The 18,682-nt window shown below is 71.0% G+C and carries 17 protein-coding genes and 1 tRNA gene; 10 read left to right on the top strand and 8 right to left on the bottom strand.

Features of this window, described 5'->3' with window-relative positions:
• Positions 1-171: 171 nt before the first annotated feature.
• Positions 172-1,437, top strand: a complete 1,266-nt coding sequence (locus ACQPZW_RS47455; protein WP_093619389.1) for an aspartate kinase — start codon at positions 172-174, stop codon at positions 1,435-1,437.
• Positions 1,438-1,445: 8 nt separating this feature from the next.
• Positions 1,446-2,510, top strand: a complete 1,065-nt coding sequence (locus ACQPZW_RS47450; protein ID WP_433792530.1) for an aspartate-semialdehyde dehydrogenase — start codon at positions 1,446-1,448, stop codon at positions 2,508-2,510.
• Between the two features lie 696 nt (positions 2,511-3,206).
• Here ACQPZW_RS47450 and pyrE read toward each other — a convergent pair.
• Positions 3,207-3,734: an orotate phosphoribosyltransferase gene (pyrE, locus tag ACQPZW_RS47445; protein ID WP_433792529.1), complete on the bottom strand. Its 528-nt coding sequence runs from the start codon at positions 3,732-3,734 to the stop codon at positions 3,207-3,209.
• Positions 3,735-3,899: 165 nt separating this feature from the next.
• On the opposite strand from pyrE, the gene ACQPZW_RS47440 reads away from it, so the two are divergent.
• The gene (locus ACQPZW_RS47440; protein WP_317789707.1) at positions 3,900-4,169 is read left to right on the top strand and encodes a hypothetical protein; all 270 of its coding nucleotides are present in this window, start codon (positions 3,900-3,902) and stop codon (positions 4,167-4,169) included.
• Here ACQPZW_RS47440 and ACQPZW_RS47435 read toward each other — a convergent pair.
• From ACQPZW_RS47435 to ACQPZW_RS47425, 3 genes are all read right to left on the bottom strand, one after another.
• A complete protein-coding gene (locus ACQPZW_RS47435) occupies positions 4,166-4,597 on the bottom strand; it encodes a hypothetical protein (RefSeq protein ID WP_433792528.1) in 432 nt (143 codons plus the stop codon). The two genes, ACQPZW_RS47440 and ACQPZW_RS47435, sit on opposite strands and share 4 nt — an antisense overlap.
• Positions 4,598-4,654: 57 nt before the next feature.
• Positions 4,655-4,731, bottom strand: a tRNA-Pro gene (locus tag ACQPZW_RS47430).
• 74 nt (positions 4,732-4,805) lie between these two features.
• Positions 4,806-5,699, bottom strand: coding sequence for a metallophosphoesterase (locus ACQPZW_RS47425; protein WP_433792527.1), 894 nt, complete (start codon positions 5,697-5,699; stop codon positions 4,806-4,808).
• 24 nt (positions 5,700-5,723) lie between these two features.
• Between ACQPZW_RS47425 and ACQPZW_RS47420 the strand changes: the two genes are divergently transcribed.
• Positions 5,724-6,176 carry a GatB/YqeY domain-containing protein gene (locus ACQPZW_RS47420; protein WP_433792526.1) on the top strand — a complete coding sequence of 151 codons (453 nt, stop codon included), beginning with the start codon at positions 5,724-5,726 and terminating at the stop codon, positions 6,174-6,176.
• Between the two features lie 70 nt (positions 6,177-6,246).
• Here ACQPZW_RS47420 and ACQPZW_RS47415 read toward each other — a convergent pair whose 3' ends face one another.
• Positions 6,247-8,676 carry a transglycosylase domain-containing protein gene (locus ACQPZW_RS47415; protein ID WP_433792525.1) on the bottom strand — a complete coding sequence of 810 codons (2,430 nt, stop codon included), beginning with the start codon at positions 8,674-8,676 and terminating at the stop codon, positions 6,247-6,249.
• 308 nt (positions 8,677-8,984) lie between these two features.
• On the opposite strand from ACQPZW_RS47415, the gene ACQPZW_RS47410 reads away from it, so the two are divergent.
• Positions 8,985-9,287, top strand: coding sequence for a WhiB family transcriptional regulator (locus ACQPZW_RS47410; protein ID WP_041832981.1), 303 nt, complete (start codon positions 8,985-8,987; stop codon positions 9,285-9,287).
• A 35-nt stretch (positions 9,288-9,322) separates the two neighbouring features.
• On the opposite strand, the gene ACQPZW_RS47405 is transcribed toward ACQPZW_RS47410, so the two are convergent.
• Genes ACQPZW_RS47405 through ACQPZW_RS47395 form a run of 3 tightly spaced genes read right to left on the bottom strand, consistent with a single transcriptional unit; the run spans position 9,323 to position 12,337 of the window.
• The gene (locus tag ACQPZW_RS47405; RefSeq protein ID WP_433792524.1) at positions 9,323-10,465 is read right to left on the bottom strand and encodes an ArsA family ATPase; all 1,143 of its coding nucleotides are present in this window, start codon (positions 10,463-10,465) and stop codon (positions 9,323-9,325) included.
• Between the two features lie 36 nt (positions 10,466-10,501).
• A complete protein-coding gene (locus ACQPZW_RS47400; protein ID WP_433792523.1) occupies positions 10,502-11,452 on the bottom strand; it encodes an ArsA-related P-loop ATPase in 951 nt (316 codons plus the stop codon).
• A 42-nt stretch (positions 11,453-11,494) separates the two neighbouring features.
• The gene (locus ACQPZW_RS47395) at positions 11,495-12,337 is read right to left on the bottom strand and encodes an Rv0361 family membrane protein (RefSeq protein ID WP_433792522.1); all 843 of its coding nucleotides are present in this window, start codon (positions 12,335-12,337) and stop codon (positions 11,495-11,497) included.
• A gap of 133 nt (positions 12,338-12,470) precedes the next feature.
• On the opposite strand from ACQPZW_RS47395, the gene ACQPZW_RS47390 reads away from it, so the two are divergent.
• The 5 genes from ACQPZW_RS47390 (at position 12,471) to ACQPZW_RS47370 (ending at position 18,627) form a co-directional block, all read left to right on the top strand.
• The gene (locus tag ACQPZW_RS47390; protein WP_093619400.1) at positions 12,471-12,626 is read left to right on the top strand and encodes a DUF4177 domain-containing protein; all 156 of its coding nucleotides are present in this window, start codon (positions 12,471-12,473) and stop codon (positions 12,624-12,626) included.
• The gene (locus ACQPZW_RS47385; protein ID WP_433792521.1) at positions 12,623-13,114 is read left to right on the top strand and encodes a RidA family protein; all 492 of its coding nucleotides are present in this window, start codon (positions 12,623-12,625) and stop codon (positions 13,112-13,114) included. The genes ACQPZW_RS47390 and ACQPZW_RS47385 overlap by 4 nt, the downstream gene beginning before the upstream one ends.
• A 95-nt stretch (positions 13,115-13,209) precedes the next feature.
• Positions 13,210-14,001, top strand: coding sequence for an MBL fold metallo-hydrolase (locus ACQPZW_RS47380; RefSeq protein ID WP_433792520.1), 792 nt, complete (start codon positions 13,210-13,212; stop codon positions 13,999-14,001).
• Positions 13,998-17,600: an adenylate/guanylate cyclase domain-containing protein gene (locus ACQPZW_RS47375; protein ID WP_433792519.1), complete on the top strand. Its 3,603-nt coding sequence runs from the start codon at positions 13,998-14,000 to the stop codon at positions 17,598-17,600. The genes ACQPZW_RS47380 and ACQPZW_RS47375 overlap by 4 nt, the downstream gene beginning before the upstream one ends.
• Before the next feature lie 31 nt (positions 17,601-17,631).
• Entirely contained in the window at positions 17,632-18,627 is a 996-nt protein-coding gene (locus ACQPZW_RS47370; RefSeq protein ID WP_433792518.1) for a serine/threonine-protein kinase, read from the top strand.
• The last annotated feature ends 55 nt before the right edge of the window (positions 18,628-18,682 follow it).

The following is an 18,682-nucleotide window of genomic DNA, read 5'->3' as shown; positions in this document are numbered from 1 at the left end:
GACACGACGCGCCGTCCGTGACACGGCAGCCTGTGAGTCACCGGCGTGTCGCGCGTGACGTCACCCGGAATCTGGGATCGCCTGTCGAGGCCGTGCCGTCCCGCGGCTAGTGTGGTGGCGACTGCCCTGACCGGCGTCGTTGTTCCGTATCGCCGAAGGAATGGTTTCGCCGTGGCTCTAGTGGTGCAGAAGTACGGTGGTTCGTCGGTAGCGAACGCTGAGCGCATCAAGCGGGTGGCCGAGCGCATCGTCGCCGCCCGCAAGGCCGGCGACGACGTGGTCGTCGTCGTCTCCGCGATGGGCGACACCACCGATGAGCTGCTCGATCTGGCCAACCAGGTGAGCCCGCTGCCACCCGGCCGCGAGCTCGACATGCTGCTCACCGCAGGCGAGCGGATCTCGATGGCGCTGCTGGCCATGGCGATCCACAACCTGGGGTATGAGGCGCGGTCGTACACGGGTTCCCAGGCCGGCGTGCTCACCACGTCGGTGCATGGCAAGGCCCGGATCATCGACGTCACCCCCGGCCGCCTGCGGACCGCGCTGGACGAGGGCGCCATCGCCATCGTCGCCGGCTTCCAGGGTGTGTCACAGGACACCAAGGACATCACGACCCTCGGCCGCGGCGGCTCGGACACCACGGCGGTCGCCCTGGCCGCGGCCTTGCACGCCGACGTCTGCGAGATCTACACCGATGTGGACGGCGTCTTCACCGCGGACCCGCGGATCGTGCCGGACGCCAAGCACATCAAGAAGATCACGTATGAGGAGATGCTCGACCTCGCCGCCGGCGGGGCGAAGGTGCTGATGTTGCGATGCGTGGAATACGCCCGGCGGTTCAACGTGCCGATCCACGTACGCTCGTCGTACTCGAATAAAGAAGGCACGCTAGTCACCGGCTCGATGGAGGACCCTGACGTGGAGAACGCACTGATCACCGGGGTCGCGCACGAGCGCAGCGATGCCAAGATCACGATCGTCGGTGTGCCCGACGAGCCCGGCGCCGCGGGCCGCATCTTCGAGACGGTCGCCAAGGCCGAGATCAACATCGACATGATCGTGCAGAACGTGTCGACCGAGGGCACCGGGCGGACCGACATCTCGTTCACCCTGCCGAAGGCCGACGGTCAGACCGCGATGAACGCGCTCGACAAGATCAAGGGCGACGTCAAGTTCAAGAGCCTGCTCTTCGACGACCACATCGGCAAGGTCTCCCTGGTCGGCGCGGGCATGCGCTCGCACCCCGGAGTCGCGGCCGAGTTCTTCGCCACCATCGGCGCCGCCGGCGTCAACATCGAGATGATCTCCACCTCGGAGATCCGCGTCTCCGTCGTCTGCCGTGACACCGACCTCGACACCGCCGTGCGCGCCGTGCACGCCGCGTTCGAGCTCGGCAGTAACGAGGAAGCCGTCGTCTACGGCGGCACAGGCCGGTAACCCGGACGATGGCGCAGCCCACGCTCGCCGTCGTCGGAGCCACCGGCTCCGTCGGTACCGTCATGCTCGAATTGCTCTCGTCCCGGCGCAACGTCTGGGGCGAGATCCGCCTGCTCGCCTCGGCCCGGTCCGCCGGCAAGTCGTTGACCTGCCGTGGCGAGCGCCTGGAGGTCCGCGAGCTGACCGCCGAGGCCTTCGACGGCGTCGACGTGGCGATGTTCGACGTGCCCGACGCGGTGTCCGAGCAGTGGGCGCCGGTCGCGGTCGCCCGCGGCGCCGTCGTCGTCGACAACTCGTCGGCCTTCCGCATGCGCCCCGACGTGCCCCTGGTGGTGCCCGAGGTCAACCGCGAGGACGCCGCATACCGCCCGGCGGGCATCGTGTCGAGCGCCAACTGCACGGTCGCCGCCATGATCATCGCGGTGGCGCCGCTGCACTACGAGTACGGCCTGCGCGAACTGGTCCTGGCCTCCTACCAGTCCGCGTCCGGCGCCGGCCAGATCGGCGTCGACACCCTGCACGACCAGCTCACCAAGGTCGCCGGTGACCGCCTGCTCGGCTCCCGCCCCGGCAACGTGCGCCAAGCCATCGGCGACGACCTCGGCCCCTTCCCGGCCCCGCTGGCGCTCAACGTGGTGCCCTGGTCCGGCGATCAGGCCGACAACGGCTGGTCCTCCGAGGAGATGAAACTCCGCAACGAATCCCGCAAGATCCTCGCCCTGCCGGCCCTGAAGGTCTCCGCCACCTGCGTCCGCGTCCCGGTCGTCACCGGCCACTCGGTCGCCGTGCACGCCGTCTTCGCCGCCGAGGTCACCGCCGACGGCGCCCGCCAGGTGCTGCGCAACGCCCCCGGCGTCATCCTCGTCGACGACCCGGAGGCCGGCGAGTTCCCGATGCCCATCGACGCCGTCGGCACCGACCCGTCCTGGGTCGGCCGCATCCGCCGTGCCATGGACGACCCGAGGGCCCTGTCCCTCTTCATAACCGGCGACAACATGCGCAAGGGCGCGGCCCTCAACACGGTCCAGATCGCCGAGCTGCTCGCCACCGAACTAGCCAAACGCAACCCCTGACGGACCGCGGCCTGCGGTCGACGCCATGGGTGCGACTTTCTGACGCATCTCGGCCTGCCGCCGACGCTCCGGGCGCAACCCTGACGGACCTCCGCCTGCCGTTGATGCCCTGGTGGCGGGGCCCTTTCGCACCTTTTCCGGTACGGTCCTGCCCGCCCCCGCCGAACCACCCCGTCCCCGAGCTACCACGCCGGGTCCTCGGTGGTCCGGGCCGCAGCGCGCCCGCCGGGCCGAGGCCGTCGGTCACCACTCCCTCGGGTACCCGACCGCAGGCGGCGTAGTACCCCACCCACCGCAGGAGCGAACGGTCGGTCGTGCCCCGTCCGAGTCGCCAGGTCGATCTCACAGCTGAGGCGATTCCGCCGACCGCGGCCCGCATGGGATGAGGGGCGGACGTGATCTGGAGAATGCTCTCGCCGGAACCACCGCATCAGCCCGGCGGGCGCGCTGCGGCCCGGACCGGCCGAAGTGTCGCGCCGTAGCTCGGGAGCGGGATGGTTCGGCGGGGGCGGGCTGGCGCGTATCAGAAAGGCGTGGCAATGCCGGACGGTCGCCCATCGGGTCCGTGAACGTCTGCCGTGAGGGGCGCCGTCGGCGTGAGGGGCCCCATCGGGTCCGTGAACGCCTGCCGAGAGGGCGGTGTCGGCGTGAGGAGGTGCCCACCGGGCCGTGCGCGACCGCCCGGTGGGTAGTTGATCAGGCGGCGGCGTCGAGGTCGGCCCGGGTGAGGAGGGCACGCAGCGTGATTCCCTCGGCGGCCAGGGCCTGGGAGCCGCCTTCCTGACGGTCGATGACGCAGAGCGCGTGGTCGACATGAGCGCCGAGTTTGCGCAGGTCGGTGGTGGAGAGAACGACCTGGCCGCCGGAGGTGACGACGTCCTCGACGATCAGTACGCGGCGCCCGGCGACTTCGGCGCCTTCGGCGAGGCGGGCCGTGCCGTACTGCTTGGCCTGCTTGCGGACGAACGCGGTCGGGAGTTTCGCGTGCCGGGCGAGCGCGGTGACCACGGCGATGCCGCCCATCTCCAGGCCGGCGAGGACCTCGGTGCCCTCGGGGATGAGCACGGCGAGGCGCTCGGCGAGCTGGTCGAGCAGCACCGGGTCGGCCTCGAACTGGTACTTGTCGAAGTATTCGGTGGCGGTGCGGCCGGAGCGGAGCGTGAACTCGCCGGTGAGGCGGCTCACACTGCGGACCTGGCGGGCGAGGTCGATGGAGTCAGTCACAAGGTCTCAGCTTGTCAGGTTGGCCGGAGCCGCCGGACGGCACCCCTGGCGGTTCTGCGGAGGCGGTCACCCGAAGGCGTACTTGATCTCGCCCCTAGGGCAAAGTATGCCTGTTTAGGGTAATTTTCGCCTAATTAGCGGCTTGTGCCCCGGAAGGATAGTTCTGTGACGCCCTTCGCCATCCTCTTCCTGCTCGCTCTCGCCGGTTCTTCGTGCTTCGCGCTGGGCCGTGCTCTGGGCCGTGGCGAACGCTACGAACGCGGCTACCGTGAGGGCTTCCGCGACGGCGAGACCGGCTCCCTGGCCCGCGCGACCCGGCTCATGCAGCTCAACGAGCGACCCTCGATCGCACCCGTCGTCGAGTCGATGATCGGCCCGTACGCCGTACCCCAGCAGATGGCCCCCCGCACCGTCGGCCCGCAGCTGGCCCTCTAGGCGCCGTAGACGTGCCTTCGCACCAGCTCGTCCCGCTCCAGGATCGTGTCGACGAGTCTCCAGAAGTCGGCCAACCGTGGATGGCTCAGCCCCTCCGCGCGGCTGAGCTTGTGCCCGTAGATCGGCGAGTCGGGCGCGGCCGCCCCACCGTCCACGAGAGTCGCCGCCGGAGCCGGTGACCCGGTCACCGGCCCGACCCGGCACCCGAACGTGACGTGGTCATCATGACGGTCGCCACCCCAGGTCCCGAGGATCGCGTCGATCCACGCCTCGTGCACCCCGTCATGGTGATAGCAGCTGGCGAAGTAGACGGCCGCCGCCCCGTTCTCGTCATTGACATACGCCCAGGTGCGGTCCGCGGCGGTGTCGCAACACCCGCAGACGAAGTCGCGGATCTGCCGGGTGCTCTCGTCGATCAGGAAGGTCACGGGCGGAACAATAACGAAGGCCCGGCATCATCGACGCCGGGCCTCACGTGCAACTGCTGGTCGGGGTGGCGGGATTTGAACCCACGGCCTCTTCGTCCCGAACGAAGCGCGCTACCAAGCTGCGCCACACCCCGCTGCTGCGAGGTAAATACTAGCTGAGGCCCAGGGGGCCTCCACAACCGGTATCCCCGAACAGCGAATCCACAGGTCAGCGCGGGATCAGGGTGAGCAGGGAGGCCTCCGGACGGCAGGCGAAGCGGATCGGTGCGGTGGGGTGGGTGCCGAGGCCCGCGGAGACGTGCAGCCAGGCGTCGGAGCCGGGCCAGCGGTGCAGGCCCTTCGCCATCGAGGTGGGCAGGTCGCAGTTGGTGGTCAGGGCGCCCACGCCCGGCACGCACACCTGGCCGCCGTGGGTGTGGCCGGCGAGCAGGAGGTCGAAACCGTCGGCGGCCATCGCGTCGAGGACCCGGGCGGCGGGGGTGTGCGTGACGCCCAGGTGCAGGTCGGCGCCGGAGCTGATCGGGCCGGCCACCGACGGGTAGTCGTCGCGGTCGACGTGCGGGTCGTCGACGCCGGCCAGCTCGATCGAGCGGCCGCCGGCCTTGAGGATGGTCCGGGCGTTGTTGAGGTCGGCCCATCCGGCGTCGGTCAGGGCGCCGCGCAGCTCCTCGGTGGGCAGGTCGACGCCCTGCACATACTCCCGGTCGGGCATCAGGTACTGCAGGGGGTTCTTCCAGACCGGCCCGCGGTAGTCGTTGGAGCCGAACACGAACGCGCCGGGCACGCCTAGCAGCGGGTCGAGGGCGCGCAGCACGCCGGGGACCGACTCCGGGTCGGACATGTTGTCGCCGGTGACGATCACCAGGTCCGGGTCGGCGCCGCCGAGCCCCGCCACCCACTCCTGCTTGCGACGCTGGTCGGGCATCATGTGCAGGTCCGACAGGTGCAGGATGCGCAGCGGCTCCGCGTCCGGCTCGAGCACCGGGACGTCGAAGCGCCGGAGGGTGAACATGTTGCGCTCGACGAGGGCGGCGTAGGCCAGCGTGGCGGCGCCGACGGCGGACAGAGTGGCGAAGGCCGGAATAAGGGAGCGCTTACGCATGCCCGCAAGGGTAGTTTCTCCGCCATGGGAACGCTGAAAGACCGCCTGAACGAGGACCTGCACACGGCCATGAAGGCCCGGGACGAGCTGATCACGTCGACGCTGCGGATGGCCCTGTCCGCTGTCCGGACCGCCGAGGTGGCCGGTGACGAGGCCCGCGAGCTGTCCGACGACGAGGTGCTGACCGTCCTGACCAAGGAGGCGAAGAAGCGCCGGGAGGCGGCGGCCGCCTTCTCCGGCGCCGGGCGGGCCGACCAGGCGGCCAAGGAGACGGCCGAGGGCGAGGTCCTCGACCGCTACCTGCCCAGGCAGCTCACCGACGCTGAGATCGGCGAGATCGTGGCGCAGGCGCTGGCGGCCGGTGGATTCAGCACTAAGGCCCAGATGGGCCCGGCGATGAAGGCGGCTCAGGCCGCGGTGGCGGGGCGTGCGGAGGGCGGCCGGGTCGCCGCTGAGGTGCGGCGCCGGCTCGCCTGACGAAAAACCCCTTCGGTGGTACGGAAAACGGGCGGGAGAGTTGATCTCCCGCCCGTTTCCGGTGCTGTGGCTAGTTGGGCCGCCCTGGCCCGCCCGGTCCGCCCGGCCCTCCGCTGTTGCCCGGTGTGGGCGTCTGGGTGGTCGGCTTGCCGTTACTGATCTGCAGGACGACCGCGCCGTTCTTGATCGTCCGGCCGGACGGGTCGGTGCCCGCCACGGTGCCCCTCGGGCAGTCCGAGTCGACCTCGGCGCCGCGGGAGACGGCGAAGCCCAGGTCCTCGAGTCGGTTGGTGGCCGACGAGACCGAGTCGCACTCCACGTTCGGGATCGAGCGCTGCTCGCCGAACACGATCTTGGTGCTGCCCGGCTTCTTGAACTGCTGCTTCTCCCGGTCCTTCATGTACTCCTTGACGGTGTACTGGACGGTCGGGTTGATGGTGCCGTGCTCCATCTGGTCGCGGTGGTCCGGCCAGTCCGGGTTGGCCATGTAGCCGGCCACGACGATCTTCGTGGTGCCGACGATCATCGACGCGGTCTTGGAGGCGTCGGTGGTGCCGGTCTTGCCGAAGACCGGGTGACCCACGATGCCGCGGGTGTCCGGTGCGGTGGCGCCGTTGCAGGAGCCGAGCTGGGCGGAGTCACCGACGGGGCAGCGTGCCGCGTCCAGGGCGGCCCGGGCCACGTCCTTGGTGGTGGCCTGGTTGCAGAACGGCTTGCCGACGTCGATCTTCTGACCGTCCTGCATGCTGATCTGCTCGATCGGCGTGGGCGAGCAGTACTTGCCGTCGCCGGCCAGCGTCGCGTACGCGTTCGCCATGTCCAGCGGGGTGGAGGCCGACACGCCCAGGGAGAAGGCGCCCCACTGCTTGGCGGACGCGGGGTCGTTGGCGAACTTCGCGTCCGGGTCGGGCACGCGGAACTGGACGCCGAAGCGCTTGGCCACCGCGACCACCTTGTCGGCGCCGACCCGTTCCTGCAGCGGGATGAAGTACGTATTGATCGACTTCGCGAAGGCCGACCACATCGTGTAGACGCCGGCACTGCCGCCACCGGCGTTCTTCGGGCAGTAGAAGTGCCCGTTACAGGTCGCCGGGCCGGGGCCCACGATGTAGCCGGAGACATACTGCTTCTCCGCCTTGATGGTGTAGCTGAGCGGGTAGCCGCTCTCCAGGGCCGCGATGATCGGGAAGATCTTGAACACCGAGCCGGACTGGTAACCGGAGATGTCGCCACCACCGCTCAACAGCGGGTTCGTCGTGTTCGGGGCCGTACCCCGGATGCCGTCCTTGGCCTTCGCCGGGTCAGACGAGACCTTGTTCTCCGGGTTGTCCGGGTCGTCGAGCTTGAACTTACGGTTCGTCGCGAGCAGGCGGACCTTGCCGCTGCCCGGCTCGATACCGGCCAGCAGCAGTGCGTTCTGGCTCTTGTCCGACTGCCGCTCGGAGATCTCGCGGCGAGCGCCCGCCTGGCCCTTGAGGTCGAGGGTGGTGACCACCCGGTAGCCGCCGCTCTTGAGGCGCCGCTCCCGGTCGTAGCTGGTCGCGCCGAACGACTCCTGGTCGAGCCACCAGCGGTAGAAGAAGTCGCAGAAGAAGCCCCAGTTGTTCTTCGCCACCCAGGCGCAGCCCCGGCCGACCTGCTTGACCTTGGTCGGGACCGCCTCCTTCTTCGCCTTCTCGGCGTCGGCGGCGGTGATCGCACCCATCTCGAGCATGGCCGGGATGATGTAGACGTTACGGCGGTCGGTGATCAGCTCGTGGCCGGCCGGCGTGGTGGGGTTGAAGCTGCTCGGCGCCTTCACCATGCCGGCGAGCATGGCCGACTCGGCGACGGTCAGGTCCTTCGGCTTCTTGTTGAAGTAGACGTGACTCGCGGCGAAGATGCCGTAGGTCTGGTTTCCGAACGGCGCGATGTTGAGGTAGCGCTCCAGGATCTGGTCCTTGGAGAGCTGCTTCGAGATCTGCAGCGCGTACTTCATTTCGGTGATCTTGCGCTTCGGGCTGTCCTCGGTGGCGTCGATCACCTCCTGCGGGTTGGTCGCCGAGTAGGCCAGCGACATCCGCACGTACTGCATGGTGAGCGTCGAGGCGCCCTGCTGGGCCCCGCCCTGGTTGTTGCTCACGAACGCCCGCGCGACGCCCTTGAGGTCGACGCCGTTGTGCTCGTAGAACTTGCGGTCCTCCGCGGCCAGGATCGCCGCCTGCATGTTCTTCGAGATGTCCTTCAGCGGAACGTCGCTGCGGAACTCGTCGTAGAACACCGCGATCTGGGTCTTGCCGTCGGAGGCGTAGACCCGGGTGATCTGCGGAGAACTGAACTCCTTGAGCTCACTGGGCAGACCCGCGAACGTCTGGCCGCCGGCTTTCGCGGCCAAGCCGGTCATCGCTGCGGCCGGGAACGCCGCGGCGGCCACGACTACGCCGGCCAGCAGGCCACACACCACTAGCGAGGTGGCGTTCGTGAAGATGTTGTGATCGCGTCTGCGAAACCAGGAGGTCACTCGAGCAGGGTACGCGAAGCATGCACGCGACCGCCTGTCCGGAAGCGCTAGTCCGCCCGATACGAGTGTGACCTGTCACCCTTATCGGCGGACCGTTTTCCCGCTTCTGCACCAAAGATACCCCCGTTCGGCCCCCCTCACTTTGCCGGTATGCCCGGAACTACCGGCCTATACGTATTTGAGGGACAACGTTGCGTAATCACCCAACTACAGAGCATGATGGTGCGGCGAGACACGGACGCCGATGCAGCACGGGGGAACAGGGGCCGCATCGGCGTCAGGGGGTGAAACAAGGGGGGACGTTTACCGTGGGGATGATCAGCGACTGGCCCAGCATGGCGGCGTGTCAGAGTGGCGACCCTGACGCGTTGTTCGTGCAGGGCGCCGAGCAGAACGTGGCGAAGAGGATCTGCCGCAGCTGCCCGGTCCGCTACGAGTGCCTCGCCGACGCCCTGGACAACCGTATCGAGTTCGGCGTCTGGGGAGGCATGACAGAACGGGAACGGCGGGCCCTGCTCCGTCGTCACCCGCATGTGGCGAGCTGGCGGAAGATGTTCGAGGCCGCACTGCGGGAGAAGGGCGCCGACAAGGTGCTCGTCTCCACCCGCTGATCAGGCGCTGCTCGCCCGGCCGGTGAGTGCGCCGGTCAGGCGAGCAGCGCTCCGATCGTTCGCAGCCCGTCGACGTCGTGGACGTCGGCGGGCTGTGCCGTGACCGACGTGGTCGGCACCGCGGGGAACGCCCCGGTGAACCCGACCGCGACGCCGGCCTCCCGCTCGGCCTGACGCAGCAGCCCGGCGTGGATCCGCAGCACGTCGGCGGTCACCTGATGGCCGCCCTCCTCGTCCAGCCGGTCGGCCGCCGCCTCGCTGTCGGCGGCGCTCAACCCGGCCAGCTCGGTGTGGTGCATCCGGTTCAGCACCAGCCCGGCCAGCGGCATCCGCTCGGCCACGAGGCGCTCCGCGAAATACGCCGCCTCCCGGATCGCGTCCCGCTCCGGGGCGGCGACCAGCAGGAACGCTGTCTGGGGGTCCTGCAGGATCCGGTAGGTCTGGTCGGCCCGCTGCCGGAAGCCACCGAACATCGAGTCCAGCGCCGCGACGAAACCGGACAGGTCGGTCAGCAGCTGCGCGCCGAGGACCTTCTGTACGGTCTTGGAGAAGAGCCCGAACGACGCGGTGACCAGGCTGAACACGCTCCTCCCACCGGTCCGCGCGGGGGCGAGCAGCAGCCGCAGCATCCGGCCGTCGAGGAAGCGGGACAGCCGGGCCGGAGCGTCCAGGAAGTCCAGCGCCGAGCGGGACGGCGGCGTGTCCACCACGATCAGGTCCCACTCGTCGCCGGCCCGCAGCTGACCGAGCTTCTCCATCGCCATGTACTCCTGGGTGCCGGCGAAGGTCGAGCTCATGGCCTGGTAGAAGGGGTTGGCGAAGATCTCCGCCGCGCGTTTCGGCGTGGTGTGCTGCTCGACCACCTCGTCGAAGGTGCGCTTCATGTCCAGCATCATGGCGTGCAGTTCGCCGCCGGCCCGCTCGACGTCGATGCCCTTGACCTGCCGGGGCGTGTTGTCCAGCTCGGTGAGGCCCATCGACTGGGCCAGCCGGCGGGCCGGGTCGATGGTGAGCACCACCGTGCGCCGGCCGTGTATCTCGGCGGCCCGCAGGCCGAGGGCCGCGGCCGTGGTCGTCTTGCCCACCCCGCCGGCTCCGCAGCAGACCACGATGCGGATGGACGGGTCAGCCAGCAGACCGTCGACGTCGAGCCGTGGAGCCGTCAATTCAGCCACCATTTCAGGGTAGTTCGTCTTGATCGGACATCCGCTCGATCACGCTCGCATCAGGAGCGCCGCGAGCTCGCCGAGCGCAGCGCGGTCCACGCCCTCCGGCAGCAGCGGGAGCTCGACCATCGGGCGGCCCAGCTCGGCCAGCTCCAGCCGCAGCGACTCCTCCAGCTCCCGCCGGGTGAGGTGGGCCTGGGCCTCGGTGGCCAGCCGGCTCACCGTGGCGGCGGCCGCCGGCAGCCCGGCCGCGGTCAGTCCCCGCTTGATGTCCGCCTTCGTGACCCGCCCGTCGGCGAGCAGCGGAGGACGTGCGCCGTTCACCACCACCCGCCCGACCGGGATGTGCAGCGCGGACAGCTCGGCGATCGCGTCCAGCGTCTCCTGGACCGGCATCTCCTCGAGCAGCGTGACCACGTGCACCGCGGTCATCGGCGAGCGCAGCAGCGACGCCACGCCCTCGCTCTGCGTCTTGATCGGGCCCACCTTGACCAGCCGGGCCGTCTCCTCCGTCACGTTGAGGAAGCGGCCCACCCGGCCGGTCGGCGGCGCGTCGAGCACCACCGCGTCATACACCCGGCTGCCGTCCCGCGACCGCGTGGTGGCCTCCTTCACCTTTCCGGTGAGAAGAACGTCACGCAGGCCGGGGGCGATCGTGGTGGCGAAGTCGATGGCGCCGACCTTGCGCAGCGCCCGCCCGGCCGCGCCGAGCTTGTAGAACATGTCGAGATACTCGAGGAGGGCCTCCTCGGGGTCCACCGCCAGCGCCCGGACCTCACCGCCGCCGGCCGTCTGGGCGACCCGCCGCTCCGCGTAGGGCAGCGGCTCCAGGCCGAACAGCTGGGCGATGCCCTGCCGGCCCTCGACCTCGACGAGCAGCGTGCGCCGGCCACCGGCCGCCAGACCCAGCGCCAGGGCCGCTGCCACGGTGCTCTTGCCGGTGCCGCCCTTGCCGGTCACCACGTGCAGCCGCTCCGGCCAGTTGCGGTGTTCGCCCATACGTCCCACGTTACGGGCACGTGTCAGCCGGGCGGGCATCTGTCAGCCTGCGACCTCGCACACCAACCAGCCGGTCTTGCGGACGACGGTGAAACGCAGATCCTGTGCGGCGGCCTTCTCGTCCTCGGTCGACATCATCACGCGGACGTCCACCCGGGCCCGCTCGTCGTCCCGATCGGCCACGGCCGGCTCGTCCCAGCGGAACACCGGACCCTGGTAGCCGTCCGCGTACGCGCTGATCTGCTCCACCCGGGTGGCCAGCCGCGCCTCGTCCCGCGACTTGCTGCAGACCAGGTCACGTGCGGCAGCGGCATCCTGCTGGGTGTAGACCGCGGTGAGGAACCGGTTGACCGCGGTGACCGGGTCCGCCGATCCCGGGTTGTCGGCGTCCCGCAGAAGGTAGAAGGCGGAGACCGCTCCGCCGCCGCAGAGCGCCAGCGTGGCCACGAGCGCCATGGACAGGAAGAGCGTCGAGCGCCGCCGGGCGTCGACCCCGCCCGGGGGCCGGCCGATCGCCGGGCCCACCCAGATGGGCTCCGGCTGCGGCTGGATCTCGGCCGGCGGCGAGTGCTGGTAGGCCAGGTGCTCGGGGGGCGGATGCCGCCACTCGCCGTGTTTCTCGTGCTGGGCGTGCCACGGGCCAGCCGGCGGTGGCTGGTGCCAGACGGTCGGCGGGATCACCTCGGTCGGCACCACCGGGTGCTCGGCGGTGTCGACGTCCGGTGGCGCCCCGCCGGCGACCGGCATCATCTCGGCCGTGTGCTCCATCGCCGAGAGGTGCGGCGGCTCGGGCGGGATCGGGTCGTCGGGCGGGAGCGGGGCCGGCGGCTCCGGGGCCGGCGGCTCCGGATGGCCGCCCGGATCGTTCCGTGCGTTCCGCGTCATGTCATCCTCCGCTCATCGCACTCAGTGATGGCATGTGCGCTCTCCGTACACAACTCCGCTCAGCCTAACCAACCAGCCGGTCGCCCGGGTCCTAAGCTGTGCCGGTATCCGACGAACAGGGAGAGCGCAAGCCATGCAGAAGTGGGAGTACGTGACCGTGCCCCTGCTGGTCCACGCGACCAAGCAGATCCTCGACAACTGGGGCGAGGACGGCTGGGAGCTCGTCCAGGTCGTTCCCGGGCCCAACCCGGAGCAGCTCGTCGCGTACCTGAAGCGGCCCAAGTCGTGACCACCCCGGCCCCGATCGCCGGCGACGGCGCCGTCGACGCGTACGCCAGGCTCACCGAGCTGGGCCTGACCCTGCCCGCCGTGGTGGCGCCGGTCGGGTCCTACGTGCCGGCCGTCCAGTCCGGCAGTTACGTCTACACCTCCGGTCAGCTGCCGTTCGTCGACGGCAAGCTGCCGCAGACCGGCAAGGTCGGTGACGGCGTCACCGTCGAGGAGGCGGCCGGCCTGGCCCGGCTGTGCGCCCTCAACGCGCTCGCCGCGATCGACGCGCTGGTCGGTCTCGGGCGGGTCGTCAAGATCGTGAAGGTGGTCGGCTTCGTCGCGTCGGCACCCGGTTTCACCGGCCAGCCGGCCGTGATCAACGGTGCATCCGACCTGTTCGCGGCGGTTCTGGGCGAGCAGGGCCGGCACGCGCGCAGCGCGGTGGGTGTCGCCGAGCTGCCGCTCGGCGCCCCGGTCGAGGTCGAGGTCGTCGCCGAGGTGGCGTGATCTTGCGGTGATTCGGCCGTATTTGCTCACCGATGGTGACGGGATCGGACATCGTGTCTCGGTCATCGTCGCCGGGCCGACGTACGATTCGGGTCATGGGGGCTGCTGAGCCCGAGTCGGCCGAGGTCGACCGGCTACCGGGTTGGGTGACGCTGCTGTTGGCGCCCAACCCGGGGCCGATGACCCTGGACGGCACCAATACGTGGATCTTGCGGGCGCCCGGCGCCGAACGGGCCACCGTCGTGGACCCCGGACCGCTGGACGAGGGCCACCTGCGCCGGATCGCCGAGCACGGCCCGGTCGACCGCATCCTGATCACACACGGTCATCACGATCATGTCGAGGGAGCCGCGCGTCTTTCCGAGCTGCTCGGCGGCGCTCCGGTGCGGGCCGGCTCACCGGTCCACTGCCTGGGCGGTGAGCCGTTCGACCCGCACGAGTCCCTGGACGGGAACGGGCTCGAAATACGGGTGATGGAGACTCCGGGTCACACCAGCGACTCGGTGTCCTTTCTCGTCGAGTGTGGAAACGATCGCGCGATGTTCACCGGTGACACCATGCTCGGGCGCGGGACCACGGTGGTGGCCCCGCCCGACGGCGATCTGGGGGCCTACCTGGGCAGCCTGGAGCTGCTCAGCACGTACCCCGAGGTGTTGATGCTGCCCGGCCACGGACCGGCCCGCGGCGACACCGCCGAGCGTGCCCGCTTCTACCTGGGGCATCGCCGGGAGCGGCTGGCGCAGGTGGCGGCGGCCATGGCCGCCGGAGCGGAGACTCCCGGCGCCGTGGTCGACCTCGTCTATCCGGATCTGGACCCGGCCCTGCGGTTCGCCGCCGAGTGGTCCGCGGCGGCACAGCTCGAGTATCTGCGCCGGGAGCAGCCGTGACCTGCCCGGTCTGCGGGACCGTCACGGTCCCCGGCGCCCGTTTCTGTCATCACTGCGGCGCCGGGCTGCCGGCCGCCGCCCTGTTGCCGGCCGCCGAGCGTCGCATCGTCACGGTGCTCTTCGGTGACCTCTCCGATTTCACGTCGTTCTCCGAGGACCTCGATCCGGAGCGGGTCGGCGCGGTGACCGACCGGGTGCTGGCCTCGCTGGCCGGCGCGGTGAAGACGTTCGGTGGGCACGTCGACAAGCTGACCGGCGACGGGATCATGGCGGTCTTCGGCGCCCCGGTCGCCCACGAGGACGATGCCGAGCGCGCGGTCCGGGCCGCTCTGAGCATGCAGCGCGCGGTCCGCCGGGTCCTCGACGACGAGCGTGGTGGCGGCGCGCCGCTCGGCCTGCGTGTCGGGCTCAACACCGGCGAGGTAGTCGCCGGGGTGCAGGCCGGCATCGAGTACACGGTCATCGGCGACACGGTGAACACGGCGGCCCGGCTGGCCGACGCCGCCGCCGTCGGCACGGTCTACGCCGGTGAGCGCACCAGCGCGGGCACCCGGCACGTGGCGTCCTGGCGGCAGCTGCGGCCGTTGCGCCTCAAGGGCAAGCGGGAGCCGGTTCCGGCGTACGAGCTGCTCGGTCTGCACGACGCACCGGGCACCCGCTCCGGTCTCGGTGACGAGGCGCCGTTCGTGGGCCGGGAGGCCGAGCTGGGCCGGGTCTCCGGGCGGCTGGCCGAGGCGATCGACACCGGCATCCCCAAGATCCTGGTGATGACCGCCGAGGCGGGGATCGGCAAGTCCCGGTTCGCCGGTGAGGTCAAGCGCCTGGCCATCGGCTATTCCGGGCATGCCGCGCGGGTGCTGCGGGTGCGCTGCCGGGCCTTCGGTGAGCGACGGCGGTATGCGCCGCTGGCCGACCTGGTCCGCAAGGCGGCCGGCCTGCCCAAGGACGTGGCCACCGCGGTCGCCCGCACGGTGGCCGACGAGCGGCTGCGCAAACTGGCCGGCCGGCTCAACGTCACGCTCGACAACGACCGCCTGCTGGTGCTGCTCGGCTACGGCGAGGCCCCGGACCGCACGGTGGGGCCGACCGCGCCCACCGACCGCCCGGCCAGCGCCCGCCGCATCGACGCCGAGGCCATCTCGATCGCCGTCGCCGAGCTGCTCAACGCGCTGGCCGCCGAGGAGCCGCTGGTGGTGATCGTCGACGACCTGCACGACGCCACGGACACCACCCTGGAGGCGGTCGGCCTCACGCTGAACCAGCTGGAGGGCCCGGTCGTGGCGCTGCTGCTGGGCCGCCCGGAGCTGGTGCGCACGGCCGGCGCGATGACCCGGCTCGCCGACGCCGAGGTGCACAGCCTGCCCCCGCTGCGCGGCGCCGACGCGTCCCGGCTCCTCACGTCCTATCTGAACGGCGGCAAGCTGCCCCCGGCCGACAGCGACCGGCTGCTCGCCACCGCCCAGGGCAACGCCTTCTACCTGGCCGAGATGGTCACCCTGCTGATGGAGCGGGGCGCGCTCACCCCGGCGGTCGGCGCCAACGCGGCCGGCCGGTGGCAGCTGGCCGCCGGTTCGCTCGGCAGCCGGCTGCTCTCCCGCGACCTTGCCGCGGTCCTCGCGGCCCGGATAGACGCGCTCTCCCCGGACCCGCGGTCGGTGCTGCGGGACGCGTCGGTCGCCGGGACGACCGTGCCCAGCGGCGTGCTGGAGGCGCTCCAGGAGCGGCGGGCGGTGGCCGACACCCGCCCCGGTGTGGTCGTCGCGGTCGAGCTGGAACGCGCTGTCGACGAGCTGTTGCAGCGCCGGATGCTGCACCGGTCACGGTCCGGTGGCTACCAGTTCAGCACCCCACTGATGCGGGAGGCCGCCTATGCCGGGATCGGTAAGGGCGATCTGGCCGAGCGGCACGCCTACCTGGCCTCGTGGGCGGCGCCGGAGAGCGTGGCGGAGCCCGGCAACGACGGCGCGGTCGGGCTCAACCTGACCGGTGGTGAGCGGGACGCGTTCATCGCGACGCACGCCGAGCACGCCGTCGAGCTGGCCGACGCGGTGCGACTGCGGCCGGACGCCCCGGCCCGCGAGGTGGCCCCGCTCGGTGTCGCGGCCCTGGGCCGGCTGGCCCGGCGGGCGCTGGCCGACATCGAGCCGGCCGCCGCCATCGAGTATGCGGAGCGCGCCACCGCCCTGGCCAAGGGCGACCTTCCGCTGCCCGACCAGCTGGTGCTGGCCCGTGCGCAGCTGCGCCTGGGCCGGGCCGAGCTGGCCCTGGCCCTGGGCGAGAAGATCGCGGTGGCCGCCGCCGAGGAGCCGGTCTGCAAGGCCGAGGCGATGATCGTGGTGGGCCGGGCCTACGAGGCGCTCGGCGACACCGGCCGGGCGGTCGCCTCCTGGCAGGAGGCCCTCGACGTGGCGACCGAGGCCCAGCTGCTGCCGGAGCGGGCCAACGCGATGCGCCGGCTCGGCATGGCCGACTTCCTGAACGGGCGGCTCAGTCAGGCGAGCAGCCGGTTCGCGGCCGCGTACCAGGTGACGCTGGCGGCCGGGGACCGGCACGGGCAGGCCTGGGCGTTGCAGAGCCTGGCCTGGGTGACCACCACCCGCGGGGACTTCGCCGGCACCGACGCGGTGCTGGGCCGGGCCGCGCGGCTCTTCGCCGAGCTCGGTGATCCGGTCGGGCGGGCCTGGCTACGTGGCACCACGGCGTTCGCCCGCCTGTTGGCCGGCCGGTTGCAGGAGGCCCGGCGGCTGGCCCGGCTGTTCCTGCCGTTCGGTGACCGGGTCGGCGAGGGCTGGGCGGTCGGCACGCTGCGGGTCGTCGAGGCGTACGCGGCGGCCGAGCTCGGCGATCTCGGGGCGGCCGACGGTCAGGCGCGCCGGGCGTACCGGGAGTTCCTCGAGGTCTCCGACGACTGGGGCTGCGGGTTGGCGCTGGTGGTGCGTGGCGCGATCGCCCGCGGACTGAACGAGATGGACCACGCCACCGATCTGCTCACCGACGCGCTGGGCTACGCCGACCGGACCGGGCATCCGCTGCTGCTGGGAATGGCCGGGACACTGCGCGGGTTCGTGGCCCTGCAGCGGGGCGACCTGGAGACGGCCGAGGCCGACGCGCGCCGGGTGATGACCGCGGTCGAGCCGCACAATCCGCTGGCGCCGGCACAGGTGGGCCCGCGGGTGCTGCTGGCCGAGGCGCGGACCCGGGCGGGGGACGCGGCGACCGCCGTGGGGCTGCTCGCGCCGATCGCCAGTGACAACTCGACCCCGTCGCTGCTCTTCTCCCGGCGGCACGCGTTGGCGTCGTATGCTTCCGCGCTTCTCGCCGACGGCCGGGTGGACACCGCGCTCACCTGGATCGAGCGGGCCGCCGTGGCTCCGGCCGAGGACGTTCGCAGCAGTGTGATCTCCGCCATGGTCCGGGCCCGGGTGCTGGCCGCCGCCGATCGTTGCGAGGAGGCAAGGATCGCGGCCGAGGACGCGGTCCGGCTGGCTCACTCGACGGAGCAGGCCAGCGAGCGGGCGGCCGCGGAGGAGCTGCGGAAAACCCTTGCGATGACGGTCGTCGAGGCAACTGTCGCGTACGCGTCTGACGTGCCCGGATGATCTTCCGCGAGACTGGCGTATTTTCTATTCCGTGACGGAGACTCCGCCTGGTGCCCTGCCCGTACCCTACGTGCCAGGCATGTCCGGATTGTCGGTCATGGCGCGGGGCGGCTATGCCACCGTGTATCGCGCCACCCAGGATTCGGTCGGTCGTGACGTGGCCATCAAGATGGAGAACAGGACCCTCGACAACCCCCGCGATCAGGCCCGCTTTCTGCGGGAGGCCCGCGCGGCCGGGCGCATGTCATCGCACCCGCACGTCGTCGACCTGTTCGACGTCGGTGTCACGGTCGACCAGCACCCCTACCTGATCATGGAGTTGTGCGACGGGTCGTACCTGGATCGCATGCGTGTCGCTCCGCTCAACGCGGTCGAGGCCCGCGACGTCGGCATCAAGATCGCCGATGCGCTGGTGCACTCGCACGCCAACGGGGTGCTGCACCGCGACGTGAAACCGGCGAACATCCTCTACTCCGAGTTCAACGCGGCCGTCCTCGCCGACTTCGGCCTGGCCGTCCTCGGCGAGATGCGCGACTCGTCGGTCACCCTCGAGGTGCTCACCCCGGCGTATGCGCCGCCGGAGATGTTCCGCCACGACACCCCGTCCGGCGCCGCCGACGTCTACGCGCTCTGTGCCACCCTCTACGCGGTGATGAGCGGCCGCCCGCCGCGTTGGGCCACCAACCGCAGTCCCAGCCTGCTCACCCTGATGGACCTCTTCCACCAGCCGATCCCCGACCTGCCGGCGGCGCCGCGCGCGCTCACCGACGTGCTGCGCTACGGGATGAACAACGACCCCGCCTCGCGGCCGACCGCCGAGCAGTTGCGTGACCTGCTCAACAACCTGCACCTGGACCCGACCACCCCGCAGCCGCCGCCGACCGTCTACCGCTCGGCGTCGACCAGCCACGTGCCGCCGCCACGACCACGGCCGATCCCACCGAGCACGCCGACACTCGACGAGACCCCGACGGTCCAGCACGCCCCGGGCCGCAAGGGCTTCTTCCAGAAGTGGTTCGGCGGCTGACCGACCCGCAAACCGATCGGGGAGTACGCGGCTACGCGTACCCCCCGATCGGCCT

Origin of the sequence: Actinoplanes sp. CA-252034 (assembly GCF_050956125.1) — a bacterium.
Classification (GTDB): domain Bacteria; phylum Actinomycetota; class Actinomycetes; order Mycobacteriales; family Micromonosporaceae; genus Actinoplanes.
Note: the sequence above shows the minus strand (reverse complement) of the source record. Positions and strands in the feature narration are given on the sequence as shown.

What these genes read in the sequence shown, in the direction of transcription:
- ACQPZW_RS47450 (WP_433792530.1), top strand. Translation starts at nt 1,446, where the DNA reads ATGGCGCAGCCCACGCTCGCCGTCGTCGGAGCCACCGGCTCCGTCGGT.
- ACQPZW_RS47425 (WP_433792527.1), bottom strand. Translation starts at nt 5,699, where the DNA reads ATGCGTAAGCGCTCCCTTATTCCGGCCTTCGCCACTCTGTCCGCCGTC.
- ACQPZW_RS47420 (WP_433792526.1), top strand. Translation starts at nt 5,724, where the DNA reads ATGGGAACGCTGAAAGACCGCCTGAACGAGGACCTGCACACGGCCATG.
- ACQPZW_RS47405 (WP_433792524.1), bottom strand. Translation starts at nt 10,465, where the DNA reads ATGGTGGCTGAATTGACGGCTCCACGGCTCGACGTCGACGGTCTGCTG.
- ACQPZW_RS47400 (WP_433792523.1), bottom strand. Translation starts at nt 11,452, where the DNA reads ATGGGCGAACACCGCAACTGGCCGGAGCGGCTGCACGTGGTGACCGGC.
- ACQPZW_RS47395 (WP_433792522.1), bottom strand. Translation starts at nt 12,337, where the DNA reads ATGACGCGGAACGCACGGAACGATCCGGGCGGCCATCCGGAGCCGCCG.
- ACQPZW_RS47390 (WP_093619400.1), top strand. Translation starts at nt 12,471, where the DNA reads ATGCAGAAGTGGGAGTACGTGACCGTGCCCCTGCTGGTCCACGCGACC.
- ACQPZW_RS47380 (WP_433792520.1), top strand. Translation starts at nt 13,210, where the DNA reads ATGGGGGCTGCTGAGCCCGAGTCGGCCGAGGTCGACCGGCTACCGGGT.